This window comes from Alcaligenes sp. LTN-3 (assembly GCF_059735605.1).
Window position 1 is genome coordinate 219,067 of record NZ_JCAPDN010000004.1, and the last position, 16,863, is coordinate 235,929.

The 16,863-nt window shown below is 57.1% G+C and carries 15 protein-coding genes; 10 read left to right on the forward strand and 5 right to left on the reverse strand.

The genetic code is table 11. The annotated features are described in order from the left end of the window. Positions 1-47: 47 nt before the first annotated feature. Positions 48-1,034, reverse strand: a complete 987-nt coding sequence (gene acuI, locus AC6I6N_RS17475) for an acrylyl-CoA reductase (NADPH) (protein WP_321268821.1) — start codon at positions 1,032-1,034, stop codon at positions 48-50. A 341-nt stretch (positions 1,035-1,375) separates the two neighbouring features. Between acuI and AC6I6N_RS17480 the strand changes: the two genes are divergently transcribed. From AC6I6N_RS17480 to AC6I6N_RS17495, 4 genes are read left to right on the forward strand one after another with little or no spacing between them, the layout of a single operon-like run. Then, entirely contained in the window at positions 1,376-2,374 is a 999-nt protein-coding gene (locus AC6I6N_RS17480; RefSeq protein WP_108728586.1) for a Bug family tripartite tricarboxylate transporter substrate binding protein, read from the forward strand. A 34-nt stretch (positions 2,375-2,408) separates the two neighbouring features. Next, positions 2,409-4,511 carry an acetate--CoA ligase family protein gene (locus AC6I6N_RS17485; RefSeq protein ID WP_321268823.1) on the forward strand — a complete coding sequence of 701 codons (2,103 nt, stop codon included), beginning with the start codon at positions 2,409-2,411 and terminating at the stop codon, positions 4,509-4,511. Positions 4,512-4,554: 43 nt separating this feature from the next. Further along, positions 4,555-5,307 (forward strand): enoyl-CoA hydratase/isomerase family protein, encoded by a 753-nt coding sequence (locus AC6I6N_RS17490; protein WP_123050191.1) that lies wholly within the window; start codon positions 4,555-4,557, stop codon positions 5,305-5,307. Positions 5,308-5,362: 55 nt separating this feature from the next. Beyond that, complete coding sequence (locus AC6I6N_RS17495; RefSeq protein ID WP_230019253.1) at positions 5,363-5,923, forward strand: cysteine dioxygenase family protein; 561 nt, start codon at positions 5,363-5,365, stop codon at positions 5,921-5,923. Positions 5,924-5,952: 29 nt separating this feature from the next. Here the strand turns inward: AC6I6N_RS17495 and AC6I6N_RS17500 are convergent, their stop codons facing one another. Further along, entirely contained in the window at positions 5,953-6,438 is a 486-nt protein-coding gene (locus tag AC6I6N_RS17500) for a YbaK/EbsC family protein (RefSeq protein WP_094197665.1), read from the reverse strand. Between the two features lie 117 nt (positions 6,439-6,555). Between AC6I6N_RS17500 and AC6I6N_RS17505 the strand changes: the two genes are divergently transcribed. Beyond that, positions 6,556-6,975, forward strand: coding sequence for a DUF411 domain-containing protein (locus tag AC6I6N_RS17505; RefSeq protein WP_321268828.1), 420 nt, complete (start codon positions 6,556-6,558; stop codon positions 6,973-6,975). Between the two features lie 116 nt (positions 6,976-7,091). Next, entirely contained in the window at positions 7,092-7,475 is a 384-nt protein-coding gene (locus AC6I6N_RS17510; protein WP_230019252.1) for a DUF4168 domain-containing protein, read from the forward strand. A 149-nt stretch (positions 7,476-7,624) separates the two neighbouring features. Here AC6I6N_RS17510 and AC6I6N_RS17515 read toward each other — a convergent pair whose 3' ends face one another. Further along, complete coding sequence (locus tag AC6I6N_RS17515) at positions 7,625-8,719, reverse strand: metal-dependent hydrolase (RefSeq protein WP_094197663.1); 1,095 nt, start codon at positions 8,717-8,719, stop codon at positions 7,625-7,627. A gap of 213 nt (positions 8,720-8,932) precedes the next feature. Here AC6I6N_RS17515 and trhO point away from each other — a divergent pair, with 213 nt between their 5' ends. Both trhO and AC6I6N_RS17525 read left to right on the forward strand, forming a co-directional pair. After that, positions 8,933-9,940, forward strand: coding sequence for an oxygen-dependent tRNA uridine(34) hydroxylase TrhO (gene trhO / locus AC6I6N_RS17520; protein WP_094198427.1), 1,008 nt, complete (start codon positions 8,933-8,935; stop codon positions 9,938-9,940). A 148-nt stretch (positions 9,941-10,088) separates the two neighbouring features. Beyond that, complete coding sequence (locus AC6I6N_RS17525; RefSeq protein WP_094197662.1) at positions 10,089-10,772, forward strand: glutathione S-transferase; 684 nt, start codon at positions 10,089-10,091, stop codon at positions 10,770-10,772. Positions 10,773-11,040: 268 nt separating this feature from the next. Here AC6I6N_RS17525 and AC6I6N_RS17530 read toward each other — a convergent pair whose 3' ends face one another. After that, the gene (locus tag AC6I6N_RS17530) at positions 11,041-12,432 is read right to left on the reverse strand and encodes a C4-dicarboxylate transporter DctA (protein WP_321268832.1); all 1,392 of its coding nucleotides are present in this window, start codon (positions 12,430-12,432) and stop codon (positions 11,041-11,043) included. Positions 12,433-12,699: 267 nt separating this feature from the next. On the opposite strand from AC6I6N_RS17530, the gene AC6I6N_RS17535 reads away from it, so the two are divergent. Then, a complete protein-coding gene (locus tag AC6I6N_RS17535) occupies positions 12,700-14,556 on the forward strand; it encodes a sensor histidine kinase (RefSeq protein WP_497943694.1) in 1,857 nt (618 codons plus the stop codon). Between the two features lie 2 nt (positions 14,557-14,558). Continuing rightward, a complete protein-coding gene (locus AC6I6N_RS17540; protein WP_094197659.1) occupies positions 14,559-15,899 on the forward strand; it encodes a sigma-54-dependent transcriptional regulator in 1,341 nt (446 codons plus the stop codon). Between the two features lie 165 nt (positions 15,900-16,064). On the opposite strand, the gene fabI is transcribed toward AC6I6N_RS17540, so the two are convergent. Next, complete coding sequence (gene fabI / locus AC6I6N_RS17545) at positions 16,065-16,850, reverse strand: enoyl-ACP reductase FabI (RefSeq protein ID WP_108728595.1); 786 nt, start codon at positions 16,848-16,850, stop codon at positions 16,065-16,067. Positions 16,851-16,863: the final 13 nt, after the last annotated feature.

Genomic DNA, 16,863 nt, shown 5'->3' on the forward strand with positions numbered 1-16,863 from the left:
GAATCAGCTCCAGAGCGTGATATAGGTAGATGGGGGCCGACAGGGCCTTAGGCGTTCACATCAACCACGATGCGGCCGCGTACTTTGCCCTCCAGTAGCTGACTGGCCTGATCAATGGCTTGGGAAAGCGTGATGGTGCTGGCACCGATGCGCTCCAGGGCCTCGATGGACAAATGCTTGGCCAGTAAATCCCAGGCCGCCAGACGCTCGGGTTTGGGGCAATGGACGCTGTCCACACCGATCAATTGCACGCCGCGCAGAATGAAGGGGGCCACAGAAGCGGGGAAGTCCATGCCCTGGGCCAGACCGCAGGCGGCCACTGCGCCCAGGTATTGCGTGCCTGCGCAGACATTGGCCAGGGTGTGGCTGCCCACGCTGTCAATGGCGCCGGCCCAACGTTCCTTGCCCAGCGGTTTGCCCGGTTCGCTTAAGGTATTGCGGTCCACAATCTCGTTGGCGCCCAGGGCCTTCAGATAGCTTTCTTCCTGAGGACGGCCCGTGCTGGCCATCACGGTGTAGCCCAAGGCATGCAGCAGGGCTACGCTGACACTGCCTACGCCACCGGCGGCACCCGTCACCAGAATGGGGCCTTTGTCGGGTGTCACGCCTTGGCGTTGCAAGGCACGCACGCACAGGGCAGCGGTGTAGCCGGCGGTACCAATCATCATGGCTTGCTGGGTGGAGAAGGCTTCGGGCAGCGGAATCAGCCAATCGCCTTTCACGCGGGCCAACTGTGCCAGACCGCCCCAATGCACTTCGCCCACGCCCCAGCCGTTCAGCACCACTTTTTGGCCGGCGTTGAAATTCGGATCGCTGCTGTCGGTGACCGTACCGGCAAAGTCGATGCCGGGCACCATGGGGAACTGGCGCACCACGGGGGACTTACCCGTCATGGCCAGGCCGTCTTTGAAGTTCAAGGTGGAGTAGTCGATGCGAACCGTGACCGAGCCGTCGGGTAGAGCAGATTCGTCCAGGGATTGCAGGCTGGCCTTGTATTGGCCGTCGGTTTTGTCGATGACGATGGCAGAGAACATGAATGAATTCCTTCGATCAGTTAAAGGGTTGTGTTCTGATATTTGGAACGGCGTTCTTAAAAATGACGTAAAAAATCGGTGTTTTCATTGTATCTAGAAGTGCGTTGCGGTCAAGCCCAACGCGACATGATGATTGAACTGGGGAAATCCCGGAGGGGATTAATAGTTGACACTTGAAATCAAATCTCCCACTATTTGAACCGTTGTCCTCAGTTGCTTGTGTTGTTGCTGTCTGTTGTACTCGCGCCGTTTTCACGGCATTTTTAAGATCAAAAACAAGAACAGCGTTCTATATAATGGAACAATAAGAGAGAAAAACTCTCACACAGGAGGCAAGGATCATGTCTAATTCTTTTTTTTCGCGTACAGGGTTTTTACGCACAATGCTGGTTTCGGGACTGGTGGCAGTGAGCAGCTTTTCTGCCCCGGCGGCCATCGCGGCCGATACCTATCCCAGCCGTGAAGTCACTTTTGTGGTTCCCTATCCCCCCGGCGGCAATAGCGACAATCTGGCGCGCGTGTTTGCCGACCGTTTGCGCGTCAAGCTAGGCGTTCCCATCGTCATTGAGAATCGACCCGGTGGCACGACGTCGATTGGGACTTCCATCGTAGGTCGTGCCAAACCTGATGGCTATACCTTGTTGCTGGCCACCAGCACGGCTTTTACGGTGCTGCCCTATATACGCGATGTGCCGTATGACCCTGTCCAGGGCTTTGAGTTTATCGGCAGCCTGGCGGGTTATCTGCCCATCATGACGGTCCGTAATGACTTGCCTGTCTCCAATCTGAAAGAGTTTGTTGAGTTGGCGCGCAAAGAGCCTGGAACCTTGACCTTTGGCTCTGCAGGCATTGCGTCGGGAGGTCATTTGGCCGGCGAGATCTTGAAAAATTCGCAGAAACTGGATCTATTGCACGTCCCCTTCAAGGGTTCAGCGGACACCATGACGGCCTTGCTGGGCAAGCATGTTGATTTTTTTATTGATGGTGTCGGGCTGGAACTGGTGAAAAGTGGTAAAGCCAAGGCCTTGGTCACGTATGCCAGTGTGCGCCACCCCGAATTGCCAGATGTGCCCACTCCCGGTGAAGAAGGTTTTGAGCTCGCTTTGCCTTTTGAAGGCTTCTGGGGGCTGGCTGCGCCCGCCGGCACGCCCGAGCCGGTCATACAGAAATTGGCCAAAGCCACGGAAGAAATCCTGGCCGAGCCGCAAACCCAGGAGCGTTTTCATCGCATCAGTGTCAGCGCCAGCTGGAAAGATGGGCAAGCCTATGCCAAAGATCTGGAAAAAAGCCGCGCCTATTACCGCGAGCTTCTTAAGACCATCAAGATGAGCGATGAGTAAACGCTCACATAACCCCCAACAGGAGAAACATGGGATGGAGACCGTCACTTGCGTCAGCGCACTGGACGCGTTGCTGGACCCGGCATCCATAGCCTTGGTCGGCGCCTCGGAGGATCAGTCCAAGTTTGGTGGGCGACTGTTTCGCATGTTGCTCAAGCACGGTTATGGCGGCAAGGTCCTACCCATCAATCCCAGCCGCAGCAGTCTGTTTGGTTTGTCTGCTGTGCCCGGTCTGGCTGCGCTGGACAGTGCTCCGGATCTGGCCGTGTTTACGGTGGGAGCCGATACCGTTCTGGAGCAGGCACAGATTGCGGCCCAAATGGGGGTGCGCGGTCTGCTGGTGATCTCTGCAGGCTTTGCCGATGCAGGCGAGCGAGGGCTGGAGCGTGAGCAAGCCTTGCTGCGTATCTGTCGTGACTCGGGCATGCGCCTGATCGGCCCTAATTGTTTGGGCATGATCAGCCCCAGCCGCAATCTGGTGCTGTGTTCTTCGCCGGTGCTGGACAGAGACAGTCTGCCGGAGCGGCCTATTGGTTTTGTCAGCCAAAGCGGTGCCTTGATGACCACGTATTTTGATCGGGCATGGGCGATGGGCGGCGGCTTTACCTATGGCTTCTCGGTGGGCAATCAGGCGGACCTGGACCTGTGCGACTTTGTGGACTTCCTGATTGATGATCCCCAGACGCAGGTGATCTGTACCTATATAGAGGGCATTAAAGATACCCAGGCTTTGCGTCGTACGGCTCGCCGGGCTCAAGCCGCAGGCAAGCCCTGGCTGGCCGTCAAGGCCGGGCGTTCCAGTGCGGGCAAGGCGGCCGCCTTTTCGCATACCGCCAGCGTAGCGGGGGACCATGATGTGTTTGCCAGTGTCTGCCGCGATGAAGGCATCAGCCTGATGGACGATATGGGAGCCATGCTTTTGTTGGCAAACAGCATGGTGCGCTTTACCAGCAACAAGATTTCCAAGGTCGCGATTGTGACACCGTCAGGTGGTGGAGGGGCCTTGGCTGCCGATGCCTTGGCAGACCACGGCGTGGAGCTGTCCAACTTTTCTGCTTCTACCAAGCATGCTTTGGCCGCCCACTACCCGGCCGGGCAGGCGGATAACCCGGTGGATTTGGGAGCGCGTCTGACTCAGGACTCCACCGAGGTAGCCCGCGCCACCTTGGATGCCTTGATGCAGGATCAGCAAAGCGATGCGGTATTGATTACGGCCTCCATGTGTCCGCAGGAATGGATGGCGGCTCTGATTGAAAAAATCATCCATCCCGAACCGCACTGGGCCAAGCCCGTCATGGTGGCCTTTGATGCCGGTGCAACGTCCGAGCCTTTGCGGCAGAAGCTGGCCCAGCACGGCCATGCGTATGCCAGCTCCAGTCTGGAGGCGGCCTTGGCCTTGTCGGCCTGGAAACGTCATGGGCAGTTTGTGCCGCGTCAGGCGGCTTTGCGCCCCAGCGCTTGCCAGGCTCCTACCGTGATGCCGCGTGGTGTCCTTAATGAAGACCAGTCCAAGCGTTTGCTGGCGCATTACGGTTTGCCGGTGAATCTGGGTCAGGTATGCGAGGACGTGGAGCAGGCCGTGGCGCAAGCGGAGCAGATGGGCTATCCGGTGGTGATGAAGATCGTCTCTCCCGACATCGTCCATAAAACCGAAGCGGGCGGGGTGGCGCTGGATGTGGCCGACGAGGCCAGCTTGCGACGTGATTTTGCCCGGCTCTACGCGAATGCCAAAGCCTATAAAGCGGATGCCCGTCTGGAAGGTGTTTTGGTGCAGGCCATGGCCAAGGGCGATGTGGAATTGCTGATCGGCGCGCGCCAGGATGCGCAGTTTGGCCCGGTGGTGGTGTTTGGTGCGGGCGGCATTCTGGTGGAAATGTTGTCAGACCGGGTCATTGCGGCCGCACCGCTAACCTTGGCTGATGCGGACCGGCTCTTGTCCACCTTGATGATCGACAAATTGTTGAAGGGGTACCGGGGGCGCATGCTGGATCGGGCCGGTGTGCTCGATGCGATTGTGCGTGTCAGCTTTCTGGCCCACGACTTGCGCGATACCGAGTTTGAACTGGATATCAACCCATTGATCGTGGCGGCCACCCGTTGTCATGCTGTCGATGCCCGCCTGTCCATAGGCACATAAAACCAATACTTATTCTTTGAAAAATACCCAGGAGGAGTCAACCATGTCGGATTATCAGTGCATTCTTGTAGAAAACCACGATGACGGTGTTTCCATCTTTACGATCAATCGACCTGATCGCCGCAATGCCTTGAGCGCCACCGTGGTCAAGGAATTACAGCAGGCTTTTCTGGCCTTTGATGAAGATCCCACACGCCGCGTAGCCGTGCTGACCGGGGCAGGTAACGATGCCTTTTCAGCCGGTGCTGACGTCAATGAGTGGCCCGAATTGTGGCGTGCTATTCCCACGGTAGGCTTTGAAACCGACAAGCCCATTATTGCGGCCGTCAGTGGCTGGTGCGTGGGTGGGGCCTTGGTGATGGCCATGATGACGGACTTGCTGGTAGCTTCCGAGAGTGCCAAGTTTTCTTACCCTGAAGCCAAGCTGGGCTTCACGGGGGGCATCATTTCCGGGCTGGCCTCGCGCATTGCCCATCACGCTGCCATGGAAGTGATCTTGTTGTGTCGCACTCTGGAAGCCCGTCGTGCCTACGATCTGGGCTTTGCCAATGAGGTGGTGCCGGTCGGGGAGCACGTCCAGGCGGCGGTGCGCATGGCGCAGGATCTGGCCAAGATGTCGCCGCGCGTGCTGCAAACCTTGAAGCGCTTTATCAATAATGAGGTGCTCACGCGTGGTCCGTCTGAGCAAATGGCGCGTACCATGCGACACCTGAAAGCAATCGAGGATAGTTATGATGCCAAGGAAGGGATGAACGCGTTCAAAGAAAAACGCGCCCCGGTGTATCTGAACAAATAAGAATTGATTCACGCATTGGGCCGCAAGGCCCAGTCAACGATGGAGACATCCCCGTATGCACCCCCGTTTTGAGCGCTTTATCCAAGGGATGAATGAACTGACGGCCCGCCCTGCGGTGGGCGAGGCGGATATCTTGCGTGATGGCCGCGTTTTGCTGGGCGAGCTGGTGGCCCAGGACGACTGGCTGGCCCCGGAGTACACCCAGCCCCATCCGCAGTTCTATCAGCAGTACTTGCTGTATTGCTGTCCGCAGGAACGCTTTTCCGTGGTCAGCTTTGTGTGGGGCCCCGGCCAGAAAACGCCTATCCACGACCATACGGTGTGGGGCTTGATTGGCATGTTGCGTGGCGCCGAACGTTCCCGGCCTTTTGACCGTGATCCTGATACCGGCCATATGACAGAAGAAGAGACACAGATTCTGGAGCCGGGCGTGGTGGAAGTGGTGTCACCCACGGTGGGCGATATACACGAGGTCTCCAATGTGTATGACGACCAGGTGTCCATCAGCATTCACGTTTATGGCGCCGATATCGGCAAGGTACGCCGCCATGTGTTTGACCCGCAGACCGGGCAGGCCAAGGAGTTTATCTCCGGCTATGCCAACCGGCCTGCATAAGTCTAGGTCCTGCCCAGGGGCTTGCCCCCTCAGGATGCCTGTTCAAGCATGACAGGTGGCTGGGTCACATCAATCCATTGTGCGCTGGTCAGCTCGGCCAGGCGTTGTGGGGTGATGCGTACCGCAGAATTAATAGAACCTGCTGCAGGCAGCACTGTGTCGTAGTCCTGCAAGGACAGGTCGCAGTAGATCTCCAGCGGGGTGGCCAGACCAAAGGGGCAGACCCCGCCGACCGGGTGGCCCGTCAAGGCTTCGGTGCTTTCCAGGTCCAGCATTTTCACACGCGTACCAAAGGCATTGCGCAGCTTCTTGTTGTCCAGGCGGGCATCACCGCGAGCGACCAGCAAGACCACTTTATCGCCTGCTTTCAGACTCAGTGTTTTGGCAATCTGCCCAGGTTCGACTTGGTGCACTTGCGCGGCCAGCACCACGGTGGCGGTGCTTTCGGTGGTTTCAATCACCTGCAGATCGGCAGCGTGTTCGTTAAAGAACTGTTTGACGGAATCAAGACTCATAGCGGATCGGGAAGGATTAGTGTGTTTTGTTAAACTTTTTTGCGAGTGCCTAGTCTTAGCCAAGTGCATCAGAGTGTCAACCAGAGCGCCGTGGCGCTGCAAAACAGGAATGTAATTGTGATTAAACCTTTATTGTTGACGGCCAGTTTGATGGTCTTTAGTTCCGTGGCATTGGCGCAGGGTCCCGCTATTACGATGTACCAGGATCCGAACTGTGGTTGTTGTGGGGGGTGGGCACAGCACATGCGCGATGAGGGCTTTGAGGTCAAAGAGGTCAAGGTCGTGAAGATTCAAGACGTGAAGCGGCTTTTTAAAGTCCCGGAGAACCTGGCGTCTTGCCATACAGCGATGATTGAGGAGACGGGCCAACTGATTGAAGGCCATGTGCCCGCCAAGGTTGTCAAACGCATGATGAACGATGGCAGTGTGCGTGGAGTGGCCGCGCCTGGCATGCCTGTCAATTCACCCGGCATGGGCCAGATGGATGGCAATTTAGTTACCGTGGACTTTGACGGGCGTCCTTACTCGCGCGACTGAAAACTGTAACGGGACAGGTGGCATGCAGATACACGAAACTACATAGCGAAACTTGTAAGCGGCCGCCGCACTTGTCATGATGACCATTCATTGACTCTGTTCAGGAGGTTCTATCCATGCAGCCCTCAATTAAAGCTTTTCTTGCTGCTACCGCAGTCGCATTTGGCATGTACAGCCCTTTTGCGATGGCCCAGGGCAATGCGGCTCCGGCCAACTCGGCAGCCCCTGCGGCTACCCAGATCGTTAAACCTACGGATTCTCAACTGGAGCAATATGCGCGCACCTACAAGAAGGTAGCCCAGACCGCTTCGGAATATCAGCCGCGTCTGGATGCGGCCAAAAGTGATGCAGAGCGCCAATCCATCGTGCAGGAGGCCGACCAGCGTTTGGTGGGTGTGGTGACTGCCAATGGTATGGATCTGGCCGATTACAACGGGATCAGTCTGGCTATTCAACAGGACCCGGCCTTGCGCCAGCGAGTTGAAGGGATGATCAAGTAAGGTTTTTGATCCTCGGGTTTGACAGAGCACCGAGTGTCATTGTGTAGTGACCGTAGTGGGTAAATGTAAACCCCCAGGCCCTGAAAAGGCTTGGGGGTTTTTTTTGACCGTCCCCAGCGTGGGTGCCGGGCTCAGTCTAGGCATCTGGCTTATGGAAAATCCGCTTGGGCGCGTGGAATAGGGACGCCGGCATCAATGCGTTTGGCCCATTCTTGTAATGGCAGCGGCGGGACCGGCTCCCAGATACGGCGCAAAACGGGTTTGAGCAACGCGATATCGTGGCCACTGGCCCAGCGATATGGAATCACCGGCAGCCAGGTATCGTTGGCAATGCGTTCAGCGACGACAAAGCGAAAACTATATTGGCCAGGGCCCATGCTCATGCGTATATCGCTGACCACCAGCAGGTCATCGATGATGTCATAGCGCAGCCAATTGTCAGAGAACCAGCGCAGTTGCTCCAACTGCTTCAAGGGTGGGAACAACAGGGTGTAGTCGCTGTGGACGGGCAGGCACAGGGATTCGTACTGATGGCCTTTGGGGGCACGCAGGCGATCCAGCAAACCCACAACGACTTCGCATTCCCGGTCTTGCGTATCGCGTACCAGTACACGCCAGAGCAGGATGTTCATGGGTTGAGCGGCTGAATACACCCGCTCAATGTCTACCTGCTGTTGTTTGAGTTGCTCTGTTGCCTGCTGCTCGGCCCAGAACTTGGCGCCGACTGAGGCAGCCAGATACAGGCTACTCAAGAGCAAGGCCCAGGTGCAGGCCCGCACCGTGGCAGGCACTGGACCGCGTATCAGGCCTATGACTGTGGCAATGAACAAGGCAAGGGTGTAGAGCGGGTCAATAATGAAGACGCTGGACCAGGTTGCCGGTGTGGCGGCCAATGGCCACAGCAGCTGTGTTCCGTAACTGGTAAAGGCATCGAGCAGAGGATGGGTAATCAAGGTCAGCCAGATTGCCAGTCCCAGCCGCCCGGCGCTGGCGCGTGCTTGTGGAAACAGCAGTCGCCACAAAATAGTGACCAGTATGGCTGCCGCGCTCAGCACGAATAACGAGTGCGAGAAACCGCGATGGCTGACCATCGCGGTAATGGGGTCGCCATATTGAATGAAGACATCCAGATCAGGCAGGGTGGCGATGATGGCACCGGATAGGACCGCCTTGCGGCCATACTGCCGCCCCAGTAGGGAGCCGCAGATGCTGGCACCGAGGACTGCTTGTGTTACGGAATCCATAGCTCTCGTGCAAAGTAAAACAGATACCGGGGCCAGATGCGGCCTGACGGCTTTAGCGTTATGATTTTAAAGTTGAATCCCCGGCGTGCCCCGTTTTTTTTGACAGGCGTCAAAGGTCCAAGGGGTATCAGTCGCGTATAGTGTACGACGGCCTACGTTATCCTTGCGCCTGCGGGCTACGCCACCGCTTCTATCCAGAGAATTCGTTTACCTATGTCTACCTACCTGATCGCGGCTTTATATAAGTTCGTGGAATTGCCCGATTTCGCCCAAATGCGCGACCCCTTGTTTGCTTTTTGTGAGCAGCACGAGGTCAAAGGCACGCTGTTGCTGGCGCGCGAAGGGATTAACGGCACTATTGCCGGCCCTCAGGAGGGTATCCGTGCCGTCTTGGCGTATCTGAACTCCGATCCACGCATTGCTGGCCTGGTGCATAAAGAATCCTATGCCGACAAGGCACCGTTTTACCGCCTCAAGGTGAAGCTGAAAAAAGAGATTGTCACCTTGGGTGTGCCAGATCTGAAAACCGCCGAAATGGTGGGCGAGTATGTTGCCCCCGAGGACTGGAATGCCCTGATCAGCGATCCGGATGTAGTGGTGGTGGATACGCGTAACGATTACGAAGTGGGCATTGGCACCTTTAACCGCGCCATCAACCCCAAGACCCAAAGCTTTACCGAGTTTCCGCAGTGGGTAGCCGAACAGTCCAAGGAAGGGGGGGTTTTGCATGGCAAACCTCGCGTGGCCATGTTCTGTACGGGCGGCATCCGCTGTGAAAAATCCACGGCCTTCATGCGCTCGCAAGGCTTTGATCAGGTTTATCACCTGCAAGGCGGCATTCTGAAATATCTGGAAGACATTCCAGCCGCAGAAAGCCTGTGGGACGGTGACTGCTTCGTGTTCGATGAGCGCGTCTCGGTACGTCACGGTCTGGAACCCGGCGATTACGATTTCTGCCGTGCCTGCCGCATGCCCATCAACGAAGCAGAAAAAGCCTCACCCCAGTTCGAGGAGGGCGTCAGTTGCCCTTACTGCCATGGCCATAGCTCTCCCGAGCAGGTCGAGCGTTTTCGTGAGCGCCAAAAGCAAGTGGCCCTGGCACGTGAGCGTGAAGAGCGGCACATCGGCGTCAGCATGGACGAGCTGACCGAGCGCCGCGAAGCCGCCCGTCGCAAGGCCGAAGAGCAACGCCTGCTGGCTCAGCAAGGCAAGGACGCCTAGCCCTGATCGGGCAGCTGTGTTACCTCTACTAGCTTGATTCTGACGCTGCGTCGTTTATAGTCCGCCCTTCTGCTGAAGAAGGGCGCTTTGCATGAACGCTAGCGTGTTAAGTCCGTGCCCGCAGCACGGCTTTCTAATGGTATCGAGCATGTCCTTATCTGATCTGCCCATTTTGTATTCCTTTCGCCGTTGCCCCTATGCCATGCGGGCACGCTTGGCCATTGCAGCCAGCGGCGTTAGCTGCCAGTTGCGCGAAGTTGTACTGCGTGACAAACCCGAGGCCCTGCGTCTAGCCTCTCCCAAAGCCACCGTCCCCGTGCTGGTCTTGCCCGATGGTAAGGTCATTGATGAAAGCCTGGACATTATGCGTTGGGCTTTGAGCACTCACGATCCCAAACAGTATTTGCAGCCTGAGCAGGGCGATGCCCAGCAAATGTTGGCTCTGATTGCGGTCAATGATGGTCCATTCAAACGGCACCTGGATTGTTATAAATACCCGGATCGCCACACCGAGGACGAGCAATTTACGGATGCCGCCAGTTTCTCAGTCCTGCATCGGGGGCAGGCCAGTGAATGGCTGATGGACCTGAATGCCCGCATTGAGCAGCAGGCTTACCTGATGGGGCCGCGCCCTTGTCTGGCAGATGTGGCGATTGCGCCTTTTGTGCGGCAATTCGCACAAGTGGACAGGGCCTGGTTTGATGCGCAGCCTTGGACGGCACTCTCGACCTGGTTATTGAACTTTCAGTCCAGCCCCTTGTTCCTGAGTATTATGGATAAGTATCCTGCCTGGACGCCAGAAAGTGAGGTGGTGCGTTTTCCTGCTGTCTGACCATGCTCTTCATCAGCCCGTTCAGTGCTGGTTTGAGCGTGTGATGGCGATTGACTGGATGGCTGATCGAGTCATCGATGGTTGCGTTCAACGATTCAGGGCTAGACGCTCAGTGAAGATGAAAGGGCAGGGAAAGTGACGTGAAACGGCTAAAGCAGGCAAGAATGAGCCTGTCAGAACAGTCAGCAGGAAGCCGTTTGTAAGAGCGGACAAACAAGAAAGGCCGGTTTTCAATTGAAAACCGGCCTTTTTTATTGATGTGCCCGGATCAGGCCGTAGCAGTAGCGCGTGGCTCGCTGGCCTCGTGTGCGGGAATCCCCACCTCACCATGTTGATGCAAGGTGACACTGGTATCCAGCGGAGGCAGTTCGCCATTCATGGCGCTGTTGAGCTGATCGGTATCCAGTTCGCCTTCCCAACGGGCAACCACAATGGTGGCAACGGCATTGCCTACCAGATTGGTCAGCGCACGGCATTCGGACATGAAGCGGTCAATGCCCAGGATCAGGGTCATACCGGCAATCGGTACCGAAGGCACCACGGACAGGGTGGCTGCCAGGGTAATGAAACCGGCCCCGGTTACACCGGCTGCTCCTTTGGAGCTGAGCATGGCAACCAGCAAGAGCAGAATCTGCTGCTGCAAGCTTAGTGGAATATCACATGCCTGGGCGATAAACAGGGCCGCCATGGTCATATAGATGTTGGTGCCGTCCAGATTGAAGGAGTAGCCGGTTGGCACAACCAGGCCCACCACCGACTTGGCACACCCGGCGCGCTCCATCTTCTGCATCAAGGTGGGCAACGCTGCTTCCGAGGAACTGGTGCCCAGCACCAGCAGCAATTCTTCGCGGATGTAGCGAATCAGCTTGGTAATGGAAAAGCCGTTGTAGCGGGCAACCGCGCCCAGAATGATCAGCACAAAGAGCACGGAGGTGACGTAGAAGGTCACCACTAGCAGCGCCAGGCTGGAAACGGATTCAATGCCGTACTTGCCAATGGTGAAGGAGATGGCCCCGAAGGCGCCGATGGGGGCGGCTTTCATCAGGATGGACACCAGTTTGAAAATGGGTGTCATCAAGGCTTGCAGCAGTTTCAGCACGGGTTTGCCGTGATCGCCTACCGCCGCCAAGGCAATACCGAACAAGATCGCCACAAACAGCACCTGCAAGATGTCGCCGCCGGTAAAGGGGCTGATCAGGGTGGCCGGGATGATGTTCATCAAAAAGCCCGTCAATGTGCTGTCGTGGGCTTGCTGCACGTAGCCCTGAATGGAGCTGGGGTCCAGGGTGCTGGGATCAATGTGCATGCCACTGCCGGGCTGCACGATATTGCTGACCACCAAGCCTACAATCAGGGCCAGCGTGGAGAAGGTCAGAAAATAAATCATGGCCTTGCCCACCACACGACCGACTTTTTGCAAATCTGTCATGGCGGCAATGCCGGTGGCCACCGTCAGGAAAATAACGGGCGCAATAATCATCTTGACCAGCTTGATGAAGGCATCGCCCAAGGGCTTCATGCTCTCGCCCAGCGAGGGGTAGAAATGACCCAGCAAAATCCCGATAGTGATGGCGATGATGACCTGCACGTACAAAATCCGATACCACTTGATTTTGATGATCTGCGGTACCGGACGGTCTCCTGTGCTTATATCCATCATGATGTCGTCTCCGTGACTTGATGTTGCCGACCTGGCAGTCGGCGGCTGGCCTGCTTGGAATTGTGTGTAGGCAGGCGGTTTACGCTCGCCGGAATCTTTGTTCCGGCCCATAAGCTCATGACTAAAGCAACATCCGTGCCAATCTGTGCCCAGCGGGGAAGTCAGCAAGCAAGCGGCTTGCAGGCAGGAGATTTGCCCGCTTGCTGCTTATGTGTGCGAAAATCCGCACAACCATTATTTTTTTTGGCGATATTTCGCACAAATTTCATGAATTCCAATCCAGTTTCTTCGGGCATGCGGCGGCGCTTCAGGCTTGAATGGTTGCTGTTGTTGAGCTTGGCCGTGGTGCTGGGACTGTTTGCCTTCTGGCGTTCGGCCGATTTGGGTACGGCCCGCCTGCTGACACAAAGCGAACAGCGACTGGATTCCTTGATGCGCGGGAACGCGGGCTGGATCAGGACGATTCGCGATAAGTTCCGTACCTTGTCCTTTGCCCTGGCCCAGGACGAGGCCCTGCGCCAATATCTGATGGGCAATCCTGCTTATGGAGATGCCCAGGCGTTGAACCGCAAGTTCGAGCAGTTGGCTGAAGATACGGGTGCTCCCGTTCTGTACTTGCTGGATACGCACTCGCAGACGTTGGTGTCCAGTAACTGGCAGGCGCCCGACAGCTTTGTGGGGAATCATTACGGCTTTCGGCCTTACTTCACCAAAGCCTTGGAGCAAGGGCACGCCGAATATTTCGCCTTGGGGACTTCCAGCGGCAAGGCGGGTTTGTATATCTCCCGCATGGTGCCGGGCCAGGACGGCAAAGCCGTTGGCGTCGTTGTGATCAAGCTGGTGTTCGATCTGCTGGAAAAAGAATGGGAAGGTTATGGGGATCGCATGTTTGTCAGCGATCCAAACGGTGTGATCTTGTTAAGTGGTGAACCGGGCTGGCGTTTGCATAGCCTGGATCAAACCTCGGCCGAGCACTTGGCCAAGCTTCGGGCTAGCCAGCAGTTTGGTGATGAGCCGTTGAGGCCGGTGGGTTTGAGCATGTCGGATTCTGGCGAACGGGCCTCTTTCTGGAAACTGGGGCAGGAACGCTTCTTGCATGTGCAACAGCCGGTGGTGGGCAGCGATTGGACCTTGCACGCGATGGCACCGATGGATGCCGCCTTGCAGACGCAGGCGGTTCAATCTCGTTTGATGGTGATGGGGCTGTTATGTGCGGCGCTGGTTCTGGCGGCACTGGCGCTGCAACGCAATCAACAGCGACGCGAAGCTCAGGCACGCCAGGAGTTACTTCGTGATGCCCTGGAAGAAGCGGTGGAGTCTCGTACGGCCCAGTTGCAGGTGGCGCGTCGTCGCCTGGAGCAGGAGATGCAGGCCCTGCAAGAGGCGCGCTCGCGTGCCCGCGATCTGCGCGAACAATTGGAGCAGGCCGAGAAATTGTCCTTTCTGGGGCAGGTGACCGCCGGGGTCGCCCACGAGATCAATCAGCCCGTGGCGGCAATTGAGGTCTACGCCGACAACACCTTGCGTTTGCTGGAGCAGGGCCAGACGGAAACAGCACGTCAAAATCTGTCCCGCATCCAGACGCTGACTCAGCGCATAGGCAGTATCACCTCTCAGCTGTGTCATTACGCCCGCAAGCCGCAAGAGCAGGAAGGTCCGGTACAGGTGCGCTCGGCCGTGGACAGTGCCTGGCAATTGCTGGAGCACCGGGCACGGGCCCAAGGGGTAGACCTGGAGCTGGAAGGTGTGAACGAATCTGTCCGTGTCTGGGCTCTGCCCGTACGCTTAGAGCAGGTTCTGGTGAATTTATTGCGTAATGCGCTCGATGCTCTGGAAGGGAGCCGTCAGGGGCGCATTCGTATTGAAGTCATGAGCGAGCAGCAGCATGTGCGCATTGTGGTTTCCGACAACGGCCCCGGCCTGAGTCCGGACATCCGCCAGCGTCTGTTTACCCCCTTTAGTTCCAGCCGTCGGCAAGGCCTGGGCTTGGGGCTGGTGATCGCGCACGATATTGTTGCGGCCCTGGGTGGCCGTTTGGAAGAGGGGCCTTCGCGCCTGGGGGGAGCCACATTTCATATCGTGCTGCACAATGCCGATAGCAAGCTGGACCAGGGAGAGAGATAAGAATGGAAGTCGCATTTGTCGATGATGATGCGGATCTGCGTGCTGCGGTCGTGCAAAGTCTGGAACTGGCGGGTCTGAAGGTGGTGGCCTGTGCCAGCGGGCAGGAGGCCCTGAGCCGCCTGCCCAAGGACTATCCCGGCGTGGTGGTAACGGATATTCGCATGCCGGGTATGGATGGGTTGGCGCTGATGCAGGCTTTGCATGCTCGCGATCCTGAGCAGCCCGTTGTGCTGATTACCGGCCACGGGGATATTGATATGGCCGTGCAAGCCATGCGCGATGGCGCCTTTGATTTTCTGACCAAGCCTTACCAAGCCGAACGCTTGCTGACGGTGATACGCCATGCCGCCATGCAGCGCAGCCTGGTTTTGCAAAACCGTGCCTTGCGTCAGGAGTTGGACGAGGACGGCCAAGGCCCGGCGCTCTTGGGGAATTCAGAGGTCATGGTCAATTTACGAACCACTTTGCGGCATTTGGCTCAGTCCGATGTGGACGTGCTGGTGGAAGGGGAAACCGGCACAGGAAAGGAAGTCGTGGCCATGTTGCTGCACCGCTGGAGCGCCCGAGCACAGCATCATTTTGTGGCGCTGAACTGTGGTGCCTTGCCCGAAACCATTATTGAAAGCGAGCTGTTCGGTCACGAAGCCGGGGCGTTCACCGGCGCGCAGCGCAAACGTGTGGGCAGTGTCGAACATGCGCATCAGGGCACACTGTTTCTGGATGAAATCGAAAGCATGCCCATGATTGCGCAGGTGCGCTTGCTGCGCGTGTTGGAAACGCGTTGTGTCACTCCCCTGGGCTCCAACGAAGAGCACCCGGTAGATATCCGCGTTGTGGCCGCCAGTAAGGTGGATTTGTCCGACCCCGCCCAGCGCGCGAACTTCCGCGCCGATTTGTATTACCGGCTAAATGTGGTCACCTTGCGCCTGCCACCCTTACGGGAGCGCAAGGAGGATATCCCCATGCTGTTCGCCCATTTTGCGGCGCTGGCCGCCAAGAAGTACGGCATGCCTCAGAAGATGCCCGATGCGCGTAGTCTGGCCTATATGCAGTCTCATCACTGGCCGGGCAATGTGCGCGAATTGGCACACTTTGCCCAACGTGAAGTGCTGGGCGTGCAGCATCCGCAGATCAAGGAATTGGAAAGCGAGGATTTGAGTTTGCCTGCCCGTGTGGAGCAATTCGAGTCCCAACAGATACGTCAGGCTCTGGCGCGTCATCGTGGCGATATCAAGGCGACCTTGCAGGATCTGCGTATTCCGCGCAAAACCTTTTACGACAAGCTGCAACGGCATGGCATTTTGCGTAGCGATTTTGTGCAAGAAGGGGGGCAGGGCGATTAAATCCTGAGCGTTTCAGAGGATTTTTTGTCTGTCCTGTCGGGTTTGGCGGTGTCTGGGTTCTACTCCCAGCGACACACAGTAAGCTGCGTAGGGTCTGCAAAAGTACGTAAGCAATAAAAATAGCGGCCTTAGCCGCTATTTTTATTGCTACCAAGGCGTGAAGCCTTATTCCTGCATACCCGGAACGATGCAGTTAAAGCCGGCGTCAACGTGCGTGATCTCGCCCGTGATACCGCTGGCCAATTCGGACATCAGGAAGGAGGCCACATTGCCCACTTCTTCGATAGTGACGTTGCGCTGCAAGGGAGCGTGCGTCTCGACGAATTTCAGGATAGTGGAGAAATCCTTGATGCCGCTGGCAGCCAGGGTTTTGATGGGACCGGCCGAGATGGCGTTGGCACGAATGCCGTATTCGCCCAGCGCCACAGCCAGGTAGCGCACGGAGGCTTCCAAGGCAGCTTTGGCCACGCCCATGGTGTTGTAGTTGGGGATGGCTTTTTCAGCGCCCAGGTAAGTCAGGGTCAGCACCGAGCTCTTGCGGCCTTTGAGCAAAGGCAGAGCAGCCTTGGCCAGCGCGGGGAAGCTGTAGGCGGAAATGTCGTGAGCAACACGGAACGATTCGCGCGACAGGCCTTCCAGGAAGTTGCCTGCAATGGCTTCACGAGGCGCAAAGCCGATGGAGTGAACCAGGCCGTCCAGACCATCCCAGCGCTCGCCCAGCGAAGCCATGGCTTGTTCGATCTGATCGTCTTCGGACACGTCACAGGGCAGGACGATATCCGTGCCCAGTTCTTGAGCAAAGCCTTCAACACGTTCTTTAAAACGCTCGCCCACATAAGTCAGGGCAATATCAGCACCTTGTTGGCGACATGCTTGCGCAATCCCGTAAGCAATAGAGCGATTCGAGAGGACGCCTGTGACCAGGATGCGTTTTCCTTGCAGGAAACCCATGCTGAAAATCCTT